Annotated in this window: 14 protein-coding genes; 5 read left to right on the forward strand and 9 right to left on the reverse strand. The window is 57.7% G+C overall.

The genetic code is table 11. The annotated features are described in order from the left end of the window. Positions 1 to 3: 3 nt before the first annotated feature. The 3 genes from WCX49_RS10100 to WCX49_RS10110 are packed head-to-tail and all read right to left on the reverse strand — an operon-like array spanning position 4 to position 2,514. A complete protein-coding gene (locus WCX49_RS10100) occupies positions 4 to 663 on the reverse strand; it encodes a response regulator transcription factor (protein ID WP_345984963.1) in 660 nt (219 codons plus the stop codon). Further along, positions 660 to 1,709: a dihydroorotase gene (gene pyrC / locus WCX49_RS10105; RefSeq protein WP_345984964.1), complete on the reverse strand. Its 1,050-nt coding sequence runs from the start codon at positions 1,707 to 1,709 to the stop codon at positions 660 to 662. The genes WCX49_RS10100 and pyrC overlap by 4 nt, the downstream gene beginning before the upstream one ends. Before the next feature lie 49 nt (positions 1,710 to 1,758). Next, positions 1,759 to 2,514 (reverse strand): TonB family protein, encoded by a 756-nt coding sequence (locus WCX49_RS10110; RefSeq protein WP_345984965.1) that lies wholly within the window; start codon positions 2,512 to 2,514, stop codon positions 1,759 to 1,761. A gap of 60 nt (positions 2,515 to 2,574) precedes the next feature. Between WCX49_RS10110 and WCX49_RS10115 the strand changes: the two genes are divergently transcribed. Continuing rightward, positions 2,575 to 3,312, forward strand: coding sequence for a CpsB/CapC family capsule biosynthesis tyrosine phosphatase (locus WCX49_RS10115; protein WP_345984966.1), 738 nt, complete (start codon positions 2,575 to 2,577; stop codon positions 3,310 to 3,312). Between the two features lie 9 nt (positions 3,313 to 3,321). Here the strand turns inward: WCX49_RS10115 and WCX49_RS10120 are convergent, their stop codons facing one another. The 4 genes from WCX49_RS10120 to thiC form a co-directional block, all read right to left on the reverse strand. Then, positions 3,322 to 5,667 carry a polysaccharide biosynthesis tyrosine autokinase gene (locus WCX49_RS10120; RefSeq protein WP_345984967.1) on the reverse strand — a complete coding sequence of 782 codons (2,346 nt, stop codon included), beginning with the start codon at positions 5,665 to 5,667 and terminating at the stop codon, positions 3,322 to 3,324. Between the two features lie 5 nt (positions 5,668 to 5,672). Continuing rightward, a complete protein-coding gene (locus WCX49_RS10125) occupies positions 5,673 to 6,485 on the reverse strand; it encodes a polysaccharide biosynthesis/export family protein (RefSeq protein WP_345984968.1) in 813 nt (270 codons plus the stop codon). A gap of 121 nt (positions 6,486 to 6,606) precedes the next feature. Beyond that, positions 6,607 to 7,779 (reverse strand): Mrp/NBP35 family ATP-binding protein, encoded by a 1,173-nt coding sequence (locus WCX49_RS10130; RefSeq protein ID WP_345984969.1) that lies wholly within the window; start codon positions 7,777 to 7,779, stop codon positions 6,607 to 6,609. A 19-nt stretch (positions 7,780 to 7,798) separates the two neighbouring features. After that, complete coding sequence (thiC, locus tag WCX49_RS10135) at positions 7,799 to 9,172, reverse strand: phosphomethylpyrimidine synthase ThiC (protein WP_345984970.1); 1,374 nt, start codon at positions 9,170 to 9,172, stop codon at positions 7,799 to 7,801. A gap of 332 nt (positions 9,173 to 9,504) precedes the next feature. Here thiC and WCX49_RS10140 point away from each other — a divergent pair, with 332 nt between their 5' ends. Genes WCX49_RS10140 through WCX49_RS10155 form a run of 4 tightly spaced genes read left to right on the forward strand, consistent with a single transcriptional unit; the run spans position 9,505 to position 13,159 of the window. Beyond that, complete coding sequence (locus tag WCX49_RS10140; protein ID WP_345984971.1) at positions 9,505 to 10,566, forward strand: bifunctional 2-C-methyl-D-erythritol 4-phosphate cytidylyltransferase/2-C-methyl-D-erythritol 2,4-cyclodiphosphate synthase; 1,062 nt, start codon at positions 9,505 to 9,507, stop codon at positions 10,564 to 10,566. Next, entirely contained in the window at positions 10,563 to 11,450 is an 888-nt protein-coding gene (locus WCX49_RS10145; protein ID WP_345984972.1) for a response regulator, read from the forward strand. The genes WCX49_RS10140 and WCX49_RS10145 overlap by 4 nt, the downstream gene beginning before the upstream one ends. Further along, on the forward strand, positions 11,428 to 12,618 hold the full coding sequence (locus tag WCX49_RS10150; protein ID WP_345984973.1) for a sulfate adenylyltransferase: 1,191 nt from the start codon (positions 11,428 to 11,430) through the stop codon (positions 12,616 to 12,618). The genes WCX49_RS10145 and WCX49_RS10150 overlap by 23 nt, the downstream gene beginning before the upstream one ends. A 37-nt stretch (positions 12,619 to 12,655) precedes the next feature. Continuing rightward, complete coding sequence (locus tag WCX49_RS10155; RefSeq protein ID WP_345986805.1) at positions 12,656 to 13,159, forward strand: phosphatidylglycerophosphatase A; 504 nt, start codon at positions 12,656 to 12,658, stop codon at positions 13,157 to 13,159. Here WCX49_RS10155 and WCX49_RS10160 read toward each other — a convergent pair. Both WCX49_RS10160 and WCX49_RS10165 read right to left on the reverse strand, forming a co-directional pair. Next, positions 13,156 to 13,293, reverse strand: coding sequence for a hypothetical protein (locus WCX49_RS10160; RefSeq protein ID WP_345984974.1), 138 nt, complete (start codon positions 13,291 to 13,293; stop codon positions 13,156 to 13,158). The genes WCX49_RS10155 and WCX49_RS10160 overlap by 4 nt on opposite strands. 74 nt (positions 13,294 to 13,367) lie before the next feature. Continuing rightward, on the reverse strand, positions 13,368 to 14,663 hold the full coding sequence (locus WCX49_RS10165; RefSeq protein WP_345984975.1) for a (Fe-S)-binding protein: 1,296 nt from the start codon (positions 14,661 to 14,663) through the stop codon (positions 13,368 to 13,370). Positions 14,664 to 14,687 lie beyond the last annotated feature (24 nt).

Below are 14,687 nucleotides of genomic sequence, written 5' to 3' on the forward strand. Positions count from 1 at the left end.
AAGTTACGAAACAAGGCGGTACCCCACCCCACGGATATTTTCGATCATCTCCGCGCCGATGAGCTGTTTGATGCGGTTGATGTAGACGCGCACGGCCCCTTCGCTCCCTGATTCGCCGGCGCTCCAGAGCACCTCCTCAATCATCGCCTTCGTGACGGTCTTGTTGCAGTGGCGCATCAGCAGGGTCAGCAGGTCATACTCTTTGCGTGTCAGTTCCAGGGCGTTACCGTCGAAGAGAACCGTGTGGTGTTCCGCGTCATGGCAGAGCCGCCCGTTGCACAGGCCGTCGAGACGCCCGCTTCGGCGCAGCAGCGCCGTGATCCGCCAGAGCAGCTCGTCGTTGTCAAAGGGTTTGGTCAGGTAGTCGTCCGCCCCCGCGGTGAAGCCCTCTTTACGCTTCTCTTTTTCTTTATGCGACGTCAGAAAGATCGACGGCGTCGTATCGGCCGCCGAGCGCAGTTCGGAAAGCAGGGTCAGTCCGTCGACCTGCGGCACGTTGATGTCGAGGAGGTAGAGATCGAAGCTCTCTTCAAACGTCACATCGAGCGCTTCCTGGCCATTGCGGCACCAGCGCACACGGTAGCCCTCATCCTCCAGCAGATCGCCGAGCGTCTCGCCCAGCAGAAGGTCGTCTTCAAGCAGGAGGATGCTGGCCGTCGTCATAGCACGTCTTCGATACTCCAGCCAATCGTCTCACCGGCGAACATCGGAACGACGTCGCCGTATTTGGCCGGAACGGTGAAGGGGGTGTCGGAGAGGGTTACCTCTTTGAACTCGGGACAGATGCCGTAGATACTCTGGGCGTTGTCGCTGATGAAGGCCTGCAGGTTATCGAGCTTGCCGTAGTGGTCAAAGAGCTCGCACAGCGCCTGCAGCGCGATGGGTGCCGTAAAGACGCCGGCGGCGCAGCCGCAGGCCTCTTTTTTATGCTGAGGGTGCGGCGCGGAGTCGGAGCCGAACATCACCTTCGGATGGGCTTCAAGCGCGACGCCGAGCAGCGCTTCGCGGTCCTCGGGACGTTTCGCGATCGGTTTGCAGAAGAGGTGCGGCCGCATCAGACCGCCGGCGACGTCATCAAGGGTGATAAGGAGGTGGTGCAGCGTGATCGTCGCGTAGAGGTTGGGATATTTGTCCAGCATATCGACGGCCGCCTTCGTCGTAATGTGTTCCATCACGATTTTGAGGTCGGGGAAGTTGGAGGCGAGCATCTCGTAAATGCTCATAAATTCCGCTTCGCGGTCCATAACGAAACCGTCGGTCTCGCCGTGGATCAGCAGCGGAATACCCAATGCGCTCATCGCCTCGAGGGTCGGGCGCATGGCATCGAGGTCAAAACGGCTGACACCGCCTTCGGAGTTCGTCGTGATCCCTGCGGGGTAGAGCTTGATCGCAAAGATGTCATCACGTACCTCTTCGAGGAATTCGCGCTCATAGTGCTGGTAGAACAGGGTCATCAACGGCTCGAAATAGTCGGCATTGGTCGTTTCGAACATGTCGTCCTCGTCGGTGAGGGGGGTACCGAGGGCTGAAAAAATACGCTCTTTATAGGCCTGGACATCCTCTTTGGACGTGACCGGCGGGACCAGGTTCGGCATCACGACGGCGCCGCTGAAGCTGTAGGCGCTGAGCGGGGCGACCGTCTCGAGCATTACCCCGTCGCGGAGGTGGAGGTGCATGTCCAAAGGCATTAAAAGCGTATGGGTTTTCATTGAAATCCTTGAATTCTTAATCGATACTTTATTCTAACATTTCGCGGATTTATTTGAGCACAAAGCGGATCGGGACATTCAGCGTCAAGGCGTGCCGGGGATGCGGCAGACGGCCTGCAAGCGACGTGATCGTTCGGATGGCCGCCCGGTCAAGGATCTCCCGGGCATGTTTCTGAATCGTGACGTCGTGGACGCTGCCGTCCGGCTCCACACGGAAACTGGCGACAACCTCCCCCTCGATATGGCGCTTGCGTGCCATACGCGGGTAGTAGAGGTGCCGCTGCAGCAGCTGCGCGATAATGGCCAGGTGCTCGTTCATATAACTCTCACTGCTCTGTACGGAGGCGCTCTCATCCGCACCGGTCTGTGCAGCAGTGGGGGCTTCGGTTTGGCTCTCCCCCTCGGCCGCAGCTACCGGTTCCGTTTCAGTCATCACTTCCATCGCTGTCTCGGGCAGCGTCTCTTCGATGACCGGTGCCGGTTCCTCTTTGACAACCGGCAGCGCTTTGACCGCGGGGGTCTTCAGGACGACCGCCGGTCTGACGATTTCCGGGCGCTTTACGACCTTCTCGGGCGCTTTTTTCTTAACTGGGGCAGGCTTGACCGCGGCAGGTGCCGGGGTCACAGCCTGTTCGCTCTTTTTCGGCGGCAGTTTCGGGGCCACCCGTGACAATGAAAGGCAGTAATGGGGGGCTTCCGCCGAGACCGACATCGGAATTTTCGGCAAAACGACGATGAGCAATACAATCCCGATTGTGAGGTGCAGTGACAGTGAAACCAGAAATGCCTGCGGGGAACGTGCCATACCGAATCCTAACCGAAAAGTATTACAAAAGTATTAATATGCTTCTGCTATGATTGCGCGATGTACGCGAGACTAAAACGCCTGTTACGGCCCGAAAAACACAGCTCCGAACCCCTGACGACCGACCTGCATTCGCATCTCGTCCCCGGGATCGACGACGGGGCCAAAGACTTAGAGACGTCACTCAACCTCGTGCGCTCCCTCTACGATCTGGGGTATCGCCGCCTGATTACGACCCCGCATATCATGATGCACCGCTTCCCAAACTCCCGTGACATCATCCTGCGCGGACTCGACACCCTTCGCAGTGCGGTCGATGCCGAAGGTATCCCCGTGAGTATCGACGCGGCCTCCGAGTATTATGTCGACGAGCATTTCCGTGAACTGATCGAGAAGGAGGAGCTGCTCACCTTCGGGAAGAATGAGGTGCTCTTCGAGCTCTCTTACGTCATTCCCCCCATCGACCTCGACACCATTATTTTCGAGCTCCAAAGCCGCGGTTACCAGCCGGTACTCGCCCACCCGGAGCGTTACCTTTATATGCACAAGGATGAAGAGGCCTATCCCCGCCTCAAAGAAAAAGGGGTGCGTTTCCAGGTCAACATCAACTCACTGGGGGGCTACTACTCCAAGCCGGTACAGAAAGCCGCGCGGCGGCTGATGGACGAAGGCTGGATCACCTACCTGGGATCCGACACCCACCACCGTCGCCATATCGAAGCCCTCACCAAAACGCTGCATGCGGACATTGTCGCCAAGGTGCAGCGGAACAACACCCTCCTCAACAACGCCCTCTAGGCGCTGTGCTTACGAATAGTATTTGTCCCCGCCGTACTTATAGCCGTAACCGTAACCGTAGCCATAGTTCTTCTCAAGGTTCACCCCGTTAAAGACGAGGCCGACATGCTCGATCTTGTGGTCTTTAATCAGGCGGTCAAGCCCCCGGACAAACTCTTTTTTCGAATAGCCGTAGCGCGCCACGAGCAAAGAGGCATCCGCACGGTGCATCAGGATCGCGGCATCGGTCACCAGACCCACCGGCGGCGTATCCAGGATGACATGGTCGTAGCGTTCCCGCAGGGTATTGATCAGCGTTTCGGCATGCTCGGACATGATGAGTTCCGACGGGTTCGGCGGGACCGGCCCGGCGGCAATAACATCGACACCGTCCTGCTCCGAGTGCTGCAGTACTTCGTCCAGGGTGTGGCGGTGGCTGAGCAGGGTACTGAGTCCTTTTTCATTCCCGAGGTCAAAGTATTCGCTCAGTTTCGCCCGCCGCATATCAAGGTCGAGAACGACGACTTTTTTCCCGCCTTTGGCCAGGATCGCTGCGAGGTTCGAGGCAACCGTCGTCTTCCCTTCTCCCGATACCGTCGAGGTGACCGCAATCGTTTTGTAAGGCGTATCGCTGCGCATAAACTCCAGGTTCGTACGCAGGGCCCGGAACGCCTCGAAGAAGATGGAATTAAACTTTTTGCCTTTGACCGTCGGGATCATCCCGTACAGCGGTATCGTGGTCAGCTGTTCAATATCTTCTTTGCTTTTGACCGTATTGTCAATGAATTCGCGCAGGAACGCAAGCGCAATCCCCCCGATGAGTCCCAGGATCAGGCCGACGACGGCAATCAGCGAACGTTTCGGCTTGGTCGGTACCGCCGGTACCATCGCTTTGTCGATCACCCGGGTTTTCGAGACGGTGGAAGAGCGCAGGATCGCTGTCTCCGCCCGTTTTTCAAGCAGGAATTCGTAAATCTTTTCATTGACCATCGTCGAGCGCGTCAGGTTGGCCAGCCGCTGCTCCTGCACCGGCAGCGCCTCGAGGGAGCGCTTGTAATCACTGATGATCTTGTTCAGGGACTGTTTGCGCTGCACGATCACGGCGAGCGTGCTGTCGAGGGTGTACATGATCGAACGGCGCAGGGAGCTGATGGACTCCGAAAGCTTGACGACATCGGGGTGCAGCGGTGTATACTCCACCAGCAGGGCATTGCGTTCGACCGTTTTCTTTTTGAGCTCGGCGATCATCTGCATCAGGTTCTCGTTCGCGAACCCCTCTGCCCCCAGCGCGATCCCGGAGATGTCATCATTGCTGCTGATGTACTCCTGCAGGTTTGAAAGCACGTTCTGCTGGATATCGAGTTCCTGCAGTTTGCTCTCGTAATCGCTGAGCTTTTCAGCCATCAGCGTCGCTTTTTCCGAAATATCGACGACAATGTTGCTCTGCTTGAAGCGCTCAAGGTTCTTCTGCGATGACTGCAGCGCCTTGTTAATCGCATCGAGCTGGCCGTCGATGAAAGCCAGGGTATGGTCCGCCTCCGCCGTTTTACGCTCGATCTCCTGGTCCAGGTAGGCCTGGGCTACGGCGTTGACCACCTCTTTGGCACGGAGCGGACTGTTATCCTGGTAGCTGATCAGCAGGATCGAGCCCATTTTGGTGGGCAGACTCGTCGTGATCCCGCCCTGGACCATCCCCCACATCTCCTCGTTCGGCATCACGCTGAAGCGGTAGGGTTTCGTTCCCATTTCCGCAATACGACGGACCTGCAGCTTGAACCACGGTGTGGCAATCGTCTCCCCGAAGGTATGCTCGCCGCTGTAGGTGATCGGCGTCTCTTTGAGCGGCTCAAGCAGACCGATGCGGCGCAGGATACCGCGGACCGTCCATTGCGAAGGCGGGTCGATCCTCAGTTCAAAATGTTCTGTGTCAAGGGGCACCAGCTCCATCATCAACCCGTAGGCACGCTCATCAATGTATTGTATATTGACGATAAAGGGCGCTTCACGGTAGAGCTCGACCTCGCGGTAGCCGCGGGTCGTATAGTAACGCGTACCGATATCGAGGTAGCTCAGCGCCTTTTGCGCCAGGAAGCGTGACTGCAGTACCAGCTGTTCGTTGTCGAGGTTTGTCGAACCGCCGCCGAACGCCTGCGTCATAAAGTCCGTGGTCTGGCCGCCCCAGTAGCGCTGGGCCTGCAGCTCGATCGACGTCGAAGCCGTATAGACACTCGGTTTGAAATAGGCATAGGCTGCCGCCAGCATAAAAGAGAGCAGCGCGATCAGAATAATTGAAATCTTATACCGGTACAGCGTCGAAAAGATCGCCTTGAGGTCGATCTCGTCCTCTTCGACGGGGGTTACGGGGGTGTTGTTCATTCAGACTACTCCAAAGCTTTTTGCAGATAAACGATATTGACGAAAGGCTGTAGAATAGATGAAAGAAGCTGGAACGGCGGTGCAATCTCGTTAAAGGCCATGTTATAGCCTTTCATCGCCCGCGGCTGGACATAGACGATATCGTTGGGTTTGAGGTAGAGGCTAGTGAGGCGGATCGCCGACATCTGCGTCAGATCGACCACGCGCACATCCGGAGCGCGGAGGTCACCGCGGATAATCTTGATACTCGTCCGGTCGGCGTAGTCGGTCAGGTCATTCGAACGTGCAAGCGCTTCAATCAGATTCATCATCCCATTGGTGACCGGGACGACGCCCGGATCTTTCACTTCGCCGAGCACAAAGATACGCTGGTTCATAATCTCGACAGTGACATAGGGGTTACGCAGATACTTCTGGTACTGCGTGATCAGGAAGTTGGCGGCCTCATCCTCCGTCATCCCCGTGATCTTCTGGCGCCCGATAAGCGGCAGCCGGACCGTCCCCTCCTGGGTGACCAGAAGTCCCAGCGTCTCGTCCCTGCCTGCGGATGAAGCACCGCTCATGCCGCCGCGGCTGCTCACCATGGAGGTCATCTGCCGCGAATCCGTTGAGGACTGGTTATAGACCATCACCGCCACACGGTCGTTCGGTGCAATGATATTCTCGAACACCATCTCGTCACGGTACTCCGCCGCTGAAACCGCCGTCGTTTCGTCGGAGAGATTGTCGTCCTGGAACAGACGGTACTCCTTCATACTGCATCCGCTGAGCAAAAAAAGCGAAACAGCCGTCATAATCGTCAACAATCGCAGGGGCATCGGTACTCCATCATCACGTTATATATAGTGGTGGATTATAGACTATGGAGTGTAAAAAGAAGCTAAGCCGAGGAAAAACGTTATGGATTGTGAAAGGGGTTGGTGCCGTAAAGGCACCGTTTTAGTGGCAGCCGCAGCCTGTGCCGCAGCTTTCGCCGCTGCTCTGCTCGCTCTGTTTCGGCGCCGCCGCCGTGGAGCAGGCGGAAACGCCCGGAGGGGTGTTCGGCTGGATCGCCATGTTGTCGACGCCGCCCTCTTCGTTGATCTTTTCGATCTGCGCCCAGATATCCTCGGCCGCTTTCATATAGCGCTTCGCCGTTTCGGATTCCGGTTTCGCATAGGTGACAGGTTTCCCTTCGTCACCGCCGATGCGGACCGCCGGCTCGATCGGGATCTCGGCGAGAATATGCGTACCGAACTCCTTCGCGAGAGGTGCTGTCGTACCTTTGCCGAAAATGTCGTATTCGACACCCGTATCCGGCGCGATGAAGCCGCTCATGTTCTCGACGATACCGCCGATCGGGATGTGCAGTTTCTTGAACATGTCAAGTGAACGGCGTGAGTCGTCCAGGGAGACCGTCTGCGGTGTCGTGACCGTGACGCCAAGCGTGACGGGGACGCTCTGTGCCAGGGTCAGCTGTGCGTCACCCGTGCCCGGGGGCATATCGATGACGAGACAGTCCAGCTCGGACCAGAGAATGTCGCGCAGGAACTGTTCGATCGCCTTCATGATCATCGCCCCGCGCCAGATGAGCGACTGCCCCTCTTCCATCAGGGAGCCCATGGACATCATCTCGATACCGTAGGCTTTGAGCGGCAGGACCTTGTTGCCCTGGATCTCCGGCTTGACCTCTTCGACACCGAGCATACGGGGGATGTTCGGCCCGTAGATGTCCGCATCGAGCAGACCGACTTTCTTGCCCTGCATCGCCAGCGCGATCGCCAGGTTGACGGAGCTGGTCGATTTGCCGACGCCGCCCTTGCCGGAGCTGACCATGATGAAGTTTTTCACCTGCGGCGCGATGTTCTTGCCCTTGGAGGAGCTTTCGCGCGGCATTTTCGGTGCCGTTATCTTGATCTCTACGATCCCCGCACCGGCGCGTTTGAGTTCCGCCGTCGCTTCGTCCGTGATCTGCTGCGCCACTTCCGGCGCGCTGGAAGTGATATCGACCGTGACGGCGACGTCGTTGCCGTTAATCGTGACCTCTTTAACGAATCCGAAGGTCACGATATCTTTCGTAAAGCCCGGGTACGTCACGTTAGACAATGCCGATTTTACAATTTCTTCTGTCATAACTGTTTCCTTTTAAAATTTAGTGCTGTGCCGCCGCCGCTTCTCTGGCGATGGCTTCGATAGCTTCTGGGTTTTCCATGATGTTCTGCGTGATCTTGTACGAGCAGAACTTCGGTCCGCACATGGAGCAGAACTCCGCCTCTTTGAAGACGTCCTGCGGCAGGGTCTCGTCGTGGTACTCGCGTGCCCGTTCGGAGTCCAGGGCCAGTTCGAACTGCTTCTCCCAGTCGAAGGTGTAGCGCGCGTCGCTCATCTCATCATCAATATCGCGCGCCCCTTTACGGCCGCGGGCGATGTCCGCCGCGTGCGCCGCGATCTTGTAGGCGATGATCCCTTCGCGGACATCTTCCGCGTTCGGCAGCCCCAGGTGCTCTTTGGGCGTAACGTAACAGAGCATGGACGCCCCGTGCCAGCCGCCGACCGCCGCGCCGATCGCAGAGGAGATGTGGTCGTATCCCGCCGCGATGTCGGTAACGAGCGGCCCGAGGATGTAAAAAGGTGCCTCGTGGCAGAGCTCGCGCTGCAGCTTCATGTTGCGCTCGATCTGGTTGAGCGGCACGTGCCCCGGCCCCTCGATCATCACCTGGACGTTTTTCTCCCAGGCGCGCAGGGTCAGTTCCCCCAGGACTTTCAGTTCGCCCAGCTGGGCGTCGTCGCTGGCATCCGCCAGACAGCCCGGGCGCAGCGAGTCGCCCAGGGAGAGGGAGACGTCGTGGCGCGCACAGATGTCCAGGATCTCGTCGAACGCCGTGTAAAACGGGTTCTCGCGGTGGTAGTGCATCATCCATGCCGCCATCAGCGAACCGCCGCGGCTGACGATCCCCATTTTGCGCTTGGCGACCTTCGGCATCGTCTCGAGCAGGAAGCCCGCGTGGATGGTGAAGTAGCTTACCCCCTGCTGCGCCTGGCGCTCAAGCACCTCGAGCATCTTCTCGATGGTGAGGTCTTCGATCTTGTTGTTGACGTCGTGCAGGATCTGGTAGATCGGCACGGTCCCGATGGGGATCTTGGAGTTGGCGATGACCGCTTTGCGGATCTCGTCGAGGTCGCCGCCGGTGGAGAGGTCCATCGCCGTATCCGCTTTATAATGTTGGGAAACCTGGACCTTCTCGATCTCGCCCTGGACATCCGAGGCGATCGCCGAGGAACCGATGTTCGCGTTGATCTTGCAGGTCGCAGCAATCCCGATGGCCATCGGTTCAAGGTTGGTGTGGTTGACGTTGGCCGGGATGATCATGCGGCCGCGGGCGACCTCGGAACGCACCAGTTCAGGCGACAGATTCTCGATCTTGGCGACGTACTCCATCTCTTCGGTAACAATGCCCTGCTTGGCATAATACATCTGCGTGCGGACTTTATCGTTCTTACGTTTCTCTACCCATGAGGTTCTCATAGCGAACTCCTGTAGCAATTCTTTGGCGTAATATAGTCACCGCCGATAAAAAGGCCTACGGCATATCGAACGAGCGACAATCTTTCAAAATAAATTAAGAGAAATTTACTCCGAATTGCAGCAATCTTATTTGTGGAATCATACATTATCCGCCGCAATTTTCCGCTGGCACCGCCAGCCTGAAAAGAAAAAGTATTACGATTCTACACAAGCATCACAAAAGCTTTGCATCTGTATAATTTCGTAACATTTTTCCGTAAAGAGGATAATTTTTGTCTGATTTAACGCTTATCCTGCTAGCTGCCGGAGATTCAAGCCGGTTTCAATGCGGAGTGAAAAAACAGTGGCTTCGCATCGGCGACGCACCGCTGTGGCAATTTGTTACCGATCGTTTCATCCGGAGCGGACAATTTGCAGAAGTGATCATCACCGCCCATCCCGATGAAGCCGACTATATGCGCCTGCACGGTGCGTACCGTGTCGTCAGCGGCGGCAGCGACCGCCAGGCCTCCCTGCGCCATGCACTGGCCGAGGTCAAAACCCCCTACGTCATGGTCACCGACGTCGCCCGCGGCTGCATCGACACGGCGCTTGTTTCACGCCTCATCGCGGCACGGGATCAAGCGGACTGCATCGTACCGGCCCTCGGCGTCCATGATACCGTCACCTTCCGCGGCGAGACGATCGACCGCGGCGCGCTGCTGCGCATCCAGACCCCCCAGCTCTCCAAGACGGACGTGCTCAAAACGGCCCTGGCCACCGATGAAACCTATACCGATGAGAGCAGTGCCATCGTCGCCGCCGGCGGCAGCCGCCACTTTGTCGAGGGGGATGAAGCGGCCCGAAAACTGACGACGCTGGCCGACCTGAAGGCCATGGCATGCTTCGAGGGACCTGCGGCGACCGTGTTGACCGGCAACGGTTTTGACGTTCATGCCTTCGATACCGTAGGGAGTATGGTCCTCGGCGGCGTGGCCATCGACCACCCCGTCGGGTTCAAAGCCCACAGCGACGGCGACGTCGCCATCCACGCCCTCATCGACGCCCTGCTCGGCGCCGCGGGCCTTGGGGACATCGGGATGCTCTTTCCCGATACGGACGACACCTACAAAGGGATCGATTCGGCCGAACTGCTGGACACCGTCGTGACGCGGCTGAAGCGCTACGGTTTCGGCATCGTCAACGCCGACATCACGATCGCGGCGCAGGCCCCGCGCCTCTCGCCTTATAAAGAAGCGATGCGGCAACGGCTCGGTGCCATTCTCGATCTCCCGCCCGTGCGCGTCAGCGTCAAAGCGACAACGACGGAAAAACTCGGCTTCGTCGGCCGTAAAGAGGGGGTCGCCGTGATGGCCTCCGCTACCTTAAATTATATAAATTGGACACAGTTATGAGAGTATTGATTATTGAGAACGAGATCTATTTGGCACAGAGCATCGCCAGCAAACTGGGTGAACTGGGCTACCAGTGCGATATCAGCAGTTCCATCCAGGACGCTTTCAAAGGGGTCGCCTACGATGTCGTATTGCTCTCGACCAACATCAGCGGCCAGGACATCTACCCCGTCATCGAAGCGTTCCGCGACGCCGTCGTGATCCTGATGGTCTCGTATATCAGCAACGACACCGTGACCAAGCCGCTGGCCGCCGGGGCAAAAGACTACATTCTCAAGCCCTTCATGATCGAAGAGCTCATCAGGAAGATCGAACATTTCCAGGAGTTCAACCGCCTCAAACTGGCCAACGAGACCTACAAACGCTACCTCGACCAGCACTTCAAGGGGGTCAAGATCACGCAGGACCTCGACAACGTCACGCCACCGGTCTTCATCGCCTCGAACTTCCAGAAATACGCCGACCGCTTCGCCTTCGATTATGCGAAAACCAACGGCCGGGAGCTCGTCTACATCAGCCTCGACAACTCCAGCGCTTTCAACGAGATTTCCAAAGCGCCGGCGGCCGCCCTGCTCTACATCACCGATTTCCAGTCGCTGAAGAAGGCCGACCGCAAACCCTTCCTCGAGCTCATCAACGCGCGCAACGTCATCGTCTCCAGTACCGATTCCGTCGATGTTGAAGGCGTCCAGATAATTGAGATAAAAAGTGACAGCACGGTCTTCGAACAGGGCGATATCCTCCCGATCGAGGACTATGTTAAATATATCGTGTTAAATTATCAGCATAAATTCCCCGATACGGAACTCTCCAAAAAACTGGGAATCTCGCGTAAAAGCCTCTGGGAGAAGCGTAAAAAGTATGGCATCATCAAGAAAAAATAGCGCCCTTTTCCTCGACCAGGAAGCGCTCTCGGCCCTCAGCATCCTCAAAGCCGGCATGCTCTCGCCGGTCACGGAGCTGATGAACGAAGCGCAGATGAAGCAGGTCCTCTCCACGGGCCGTTTCGATGACACGACCTTCCCTTTCCCGTTCATTCTCGCCCCGGCCGGCAGTACCAACGAAAAGGTCCTCGGCGGTGCCAAGCAGGGGGAGACACTCGACCTCTTCGTCGACGGTGAACTCTCCGGAACCATCACGGTCGACGAAGTCTACGAGATCGACCCCAACGAGCGTGTCCGCCACATCTACGGGACGGACAACCCCTCGCATCCCGGGGTCAGCTCGACCCTCAAGCGCTTGGGGAAACGCGCCGTCAGCGGTGCGCTGTCACTGCTGAACGACCCGGTCGCGCCGATTCTCCAAAACATCGAAGAGGCCAAACAGCGTATCGGCGCGAAGCATACGACCGCGATCATGATGGCGGCCAACCCCCTGCACCGCGCCCATGAACGTCTTATCCGCCAGACCCTGGACAGTACCGACCTCGTCGTCATCTTCCTGCTCAAACCCTATAACACGGCGGACCTCAGCTACGAGATCCGGGAGCAGGCGCTCACCTACTTCGTCGAGAACTACCTCCCCCGCAACCGGGTCGTCATCATCCCGCTGGAGTACAGCTACATCTTCGCGGGCTACAACGAGGTGATCATCGATGCCATCGTCGCGAAGAACTTCGGCTGCGACCGTCTGATGATCGGCCAGAACCATGCCGGCGTCGGCATGTACTACGACCACAACAGCAACCAATCCGTCAAGGACCGCATGTACGGCATCGACATCGAGGTCGCCATCGCGCGCGAATACGTCTACTGCAACGAGTGCAAGACACTGGTAAGCACCCAGACCTGCCCCCACGGCAACCACCACCACATCTCCTACCACGCCGACTCCATCCTGGAGCTCGTCAAAACAGGGCTGATGCCGCCGGCGGTGCTGATGCGCAAGGAGATCTCCGCCATCCTGCTCTGCCGCCTCTTCCCGGGCCGCATCAAGAACATCGAGAAGCTCTACTACGACATCATGCCGGTCAACGGCCTGCTCGAAGAGCATACCGACCGCGACTTCTACATCAAACTGATGGAACTCTACCAGACGACATCGCTGACCTGAGACGGCATTGAAAGGACACTCTTTGAAACTCAACTGGATGTTTCTGACCGTAGGCTACAGCGGTCTCTCCCCCAAAGCCCCCGGCACCGTCGGCACCCTGGTCTCTTTGCCTGCAGGGATGGCCATTCTGCTCTTCCTGGGCCCGCAGACCCTCTTCCTGGCGACGATCCTCATCACGCTGATCGCCGTCAAAACGATTGACGCCCACGAACAGGCCGGCAATCCCCATGACGACCAGCGTATCGTGATCGACGAGCTCGCAGGGATGTGGCTGGCACTGGCCATTGCACCCGGCATCATGATCGCGCCGGAAGCGTTAATGCAGTGGGAAAACGGCTTTGTCATTCAGAGCCTGCTCGGATTCGCTTTTTTCCGTCTTTACGATATCAAGAAACCGTCGATGATCGGCCGTATCGACCGTGAGGCAAAAGGGGGAATCGGGGTCATGGGCGACGACCTGCTCGCCGGCGTCCTTGCGGGGATCTCCACGGCTATTGTGTGGCAGGTTATCCTCAAAGCCATGGCGGCTTTTTCCGCTTAGAAGAACTCCATCAACAGGTGCAGTGACCAGTCCGGGATATAGATCCCCGCATCTTCATACTCCGCCATGTGGTGGGCGAACGCGCTGGAGGCCAGCGCACCTGTCAAACATACTGCTGCAATCAGTTTCTTCATGCTGTTTCCTTTGAATGAAATCAGCGAAATAGTACGAAAAGTGTGTGAGTAAAGTGTCAGCGTCCCAGAGGGACTCAAGCCTTCTTGGGGGCGAGGGCTTCCGCGATGAGCTCGATGGGGTTTTTAAAGACCGTGTCGACGTCGGCCTGGTGCATGGCGTTGTTGATCTGCATCCGGCAGGCCGAACACTCCGCGGAGACGACCTGCGCCCCGCTGGCTTTGATCATCGCCGCTTTGGGCTTGCCCGCCGCTTCGGCGAAGTGGTACTTCTCCGTCTGCATCGTCACCCCGCCGAAACCGCAGCAGGCATTGGGGTCGCTCATCTCCTGGATGGCGTAGCTCTGGCCGATCAGTTTGCGCGGCTCCTGGTAGACCCCCTGCATTTTGCGGGCATGGCAGGGGTCGTGGTAGGTGACGGTGAGATCGCGCCGTCCCTTTGAGGCGAGCAGTTCACTCAGGTGCGTCTTCTGCTCCAGCCACTCCGTCGCCATGAAGACCTTGTTTTTCAGCTTATGCGCCCGTGCTTTCCACTCCGGCTGGTCGTGGAAGAAGTGCTCGTAGTCGATCTTGATCATCGCCGAGCAGGTCGCTTCGGGGATGATGATCGCCTCGACCTCGTCGATGAAGCTCTCGAAGTACTCGATGTTCTTCTTCGCGTTGTGGTCTACCGTCGCGAAATCCCCCGTGAAATAGGCCGGTGCCCCGCAGCAGAGCTGCTTTTTGGGGATGAAGGCGTCGATCTCCAGCACTTCGAGGATCTCCATCAGCGATTTGCCGATGCCGGTGTAGTTGTAGTTGGCCAGACAGCCGATAAAGATGGCGACTTTGCGCTTGCCGCCATTGTTCGTCATCTCCGGGTAGGAGTTCAGGAAGGACTTTTTGCCCATGGAGGGCAGCAGGCGCTCTTTCTTGATCAGCGGCAGGGAGAAGCGCGGCTGCATGGAGGAGGTCTGCTCCTTGATCTTGAAGCCGCAGGTCTGGAAGGCGTAGCCGGACTTCATGAAGAAGTCCATCAGGCGGCGGTGGCGCAGCAGGAAGAAGAATGCCTTCTTGAACCAGGCGATGCCGAACTTGTCCGCGATGTCGGCGCGTACCTGCTCGATGACCATGTCGGTGGGCAGGGACTTGGGGCAGACGTCGGTACAGTTGGTACAGAGGAAGCAGCTCTCGAAGATATCCTTGGCCGTCTTGTCCAGCTCCAGCTGGCCGCGCTCGTAGGCACCGAGCAGGTCGATGAAACCGCGGGGGCTCGTGACCTCGTCCGCGTTGACGTTGTGGATCGTACAGACGGGAATACACTTCCCGCACTTGATACATGCATCCGACGTGGCCGTAAAATTGAAAATCTCTTCCGAATACCGTTTAGTCATGGCGCAATTTTAGCGAATGTTTTT

It is taken from the genome of Sulfurimonas sp. HSL-1656 (assembly GCF_039645585.1).
Taxonomy (GTDB): Bacteria; Campylobacterota; Campylobacteria; order Campylobacterales; family Sulfurimonadaceae; genus Thiomicrolovo; species Thiomicrolovo subterrani.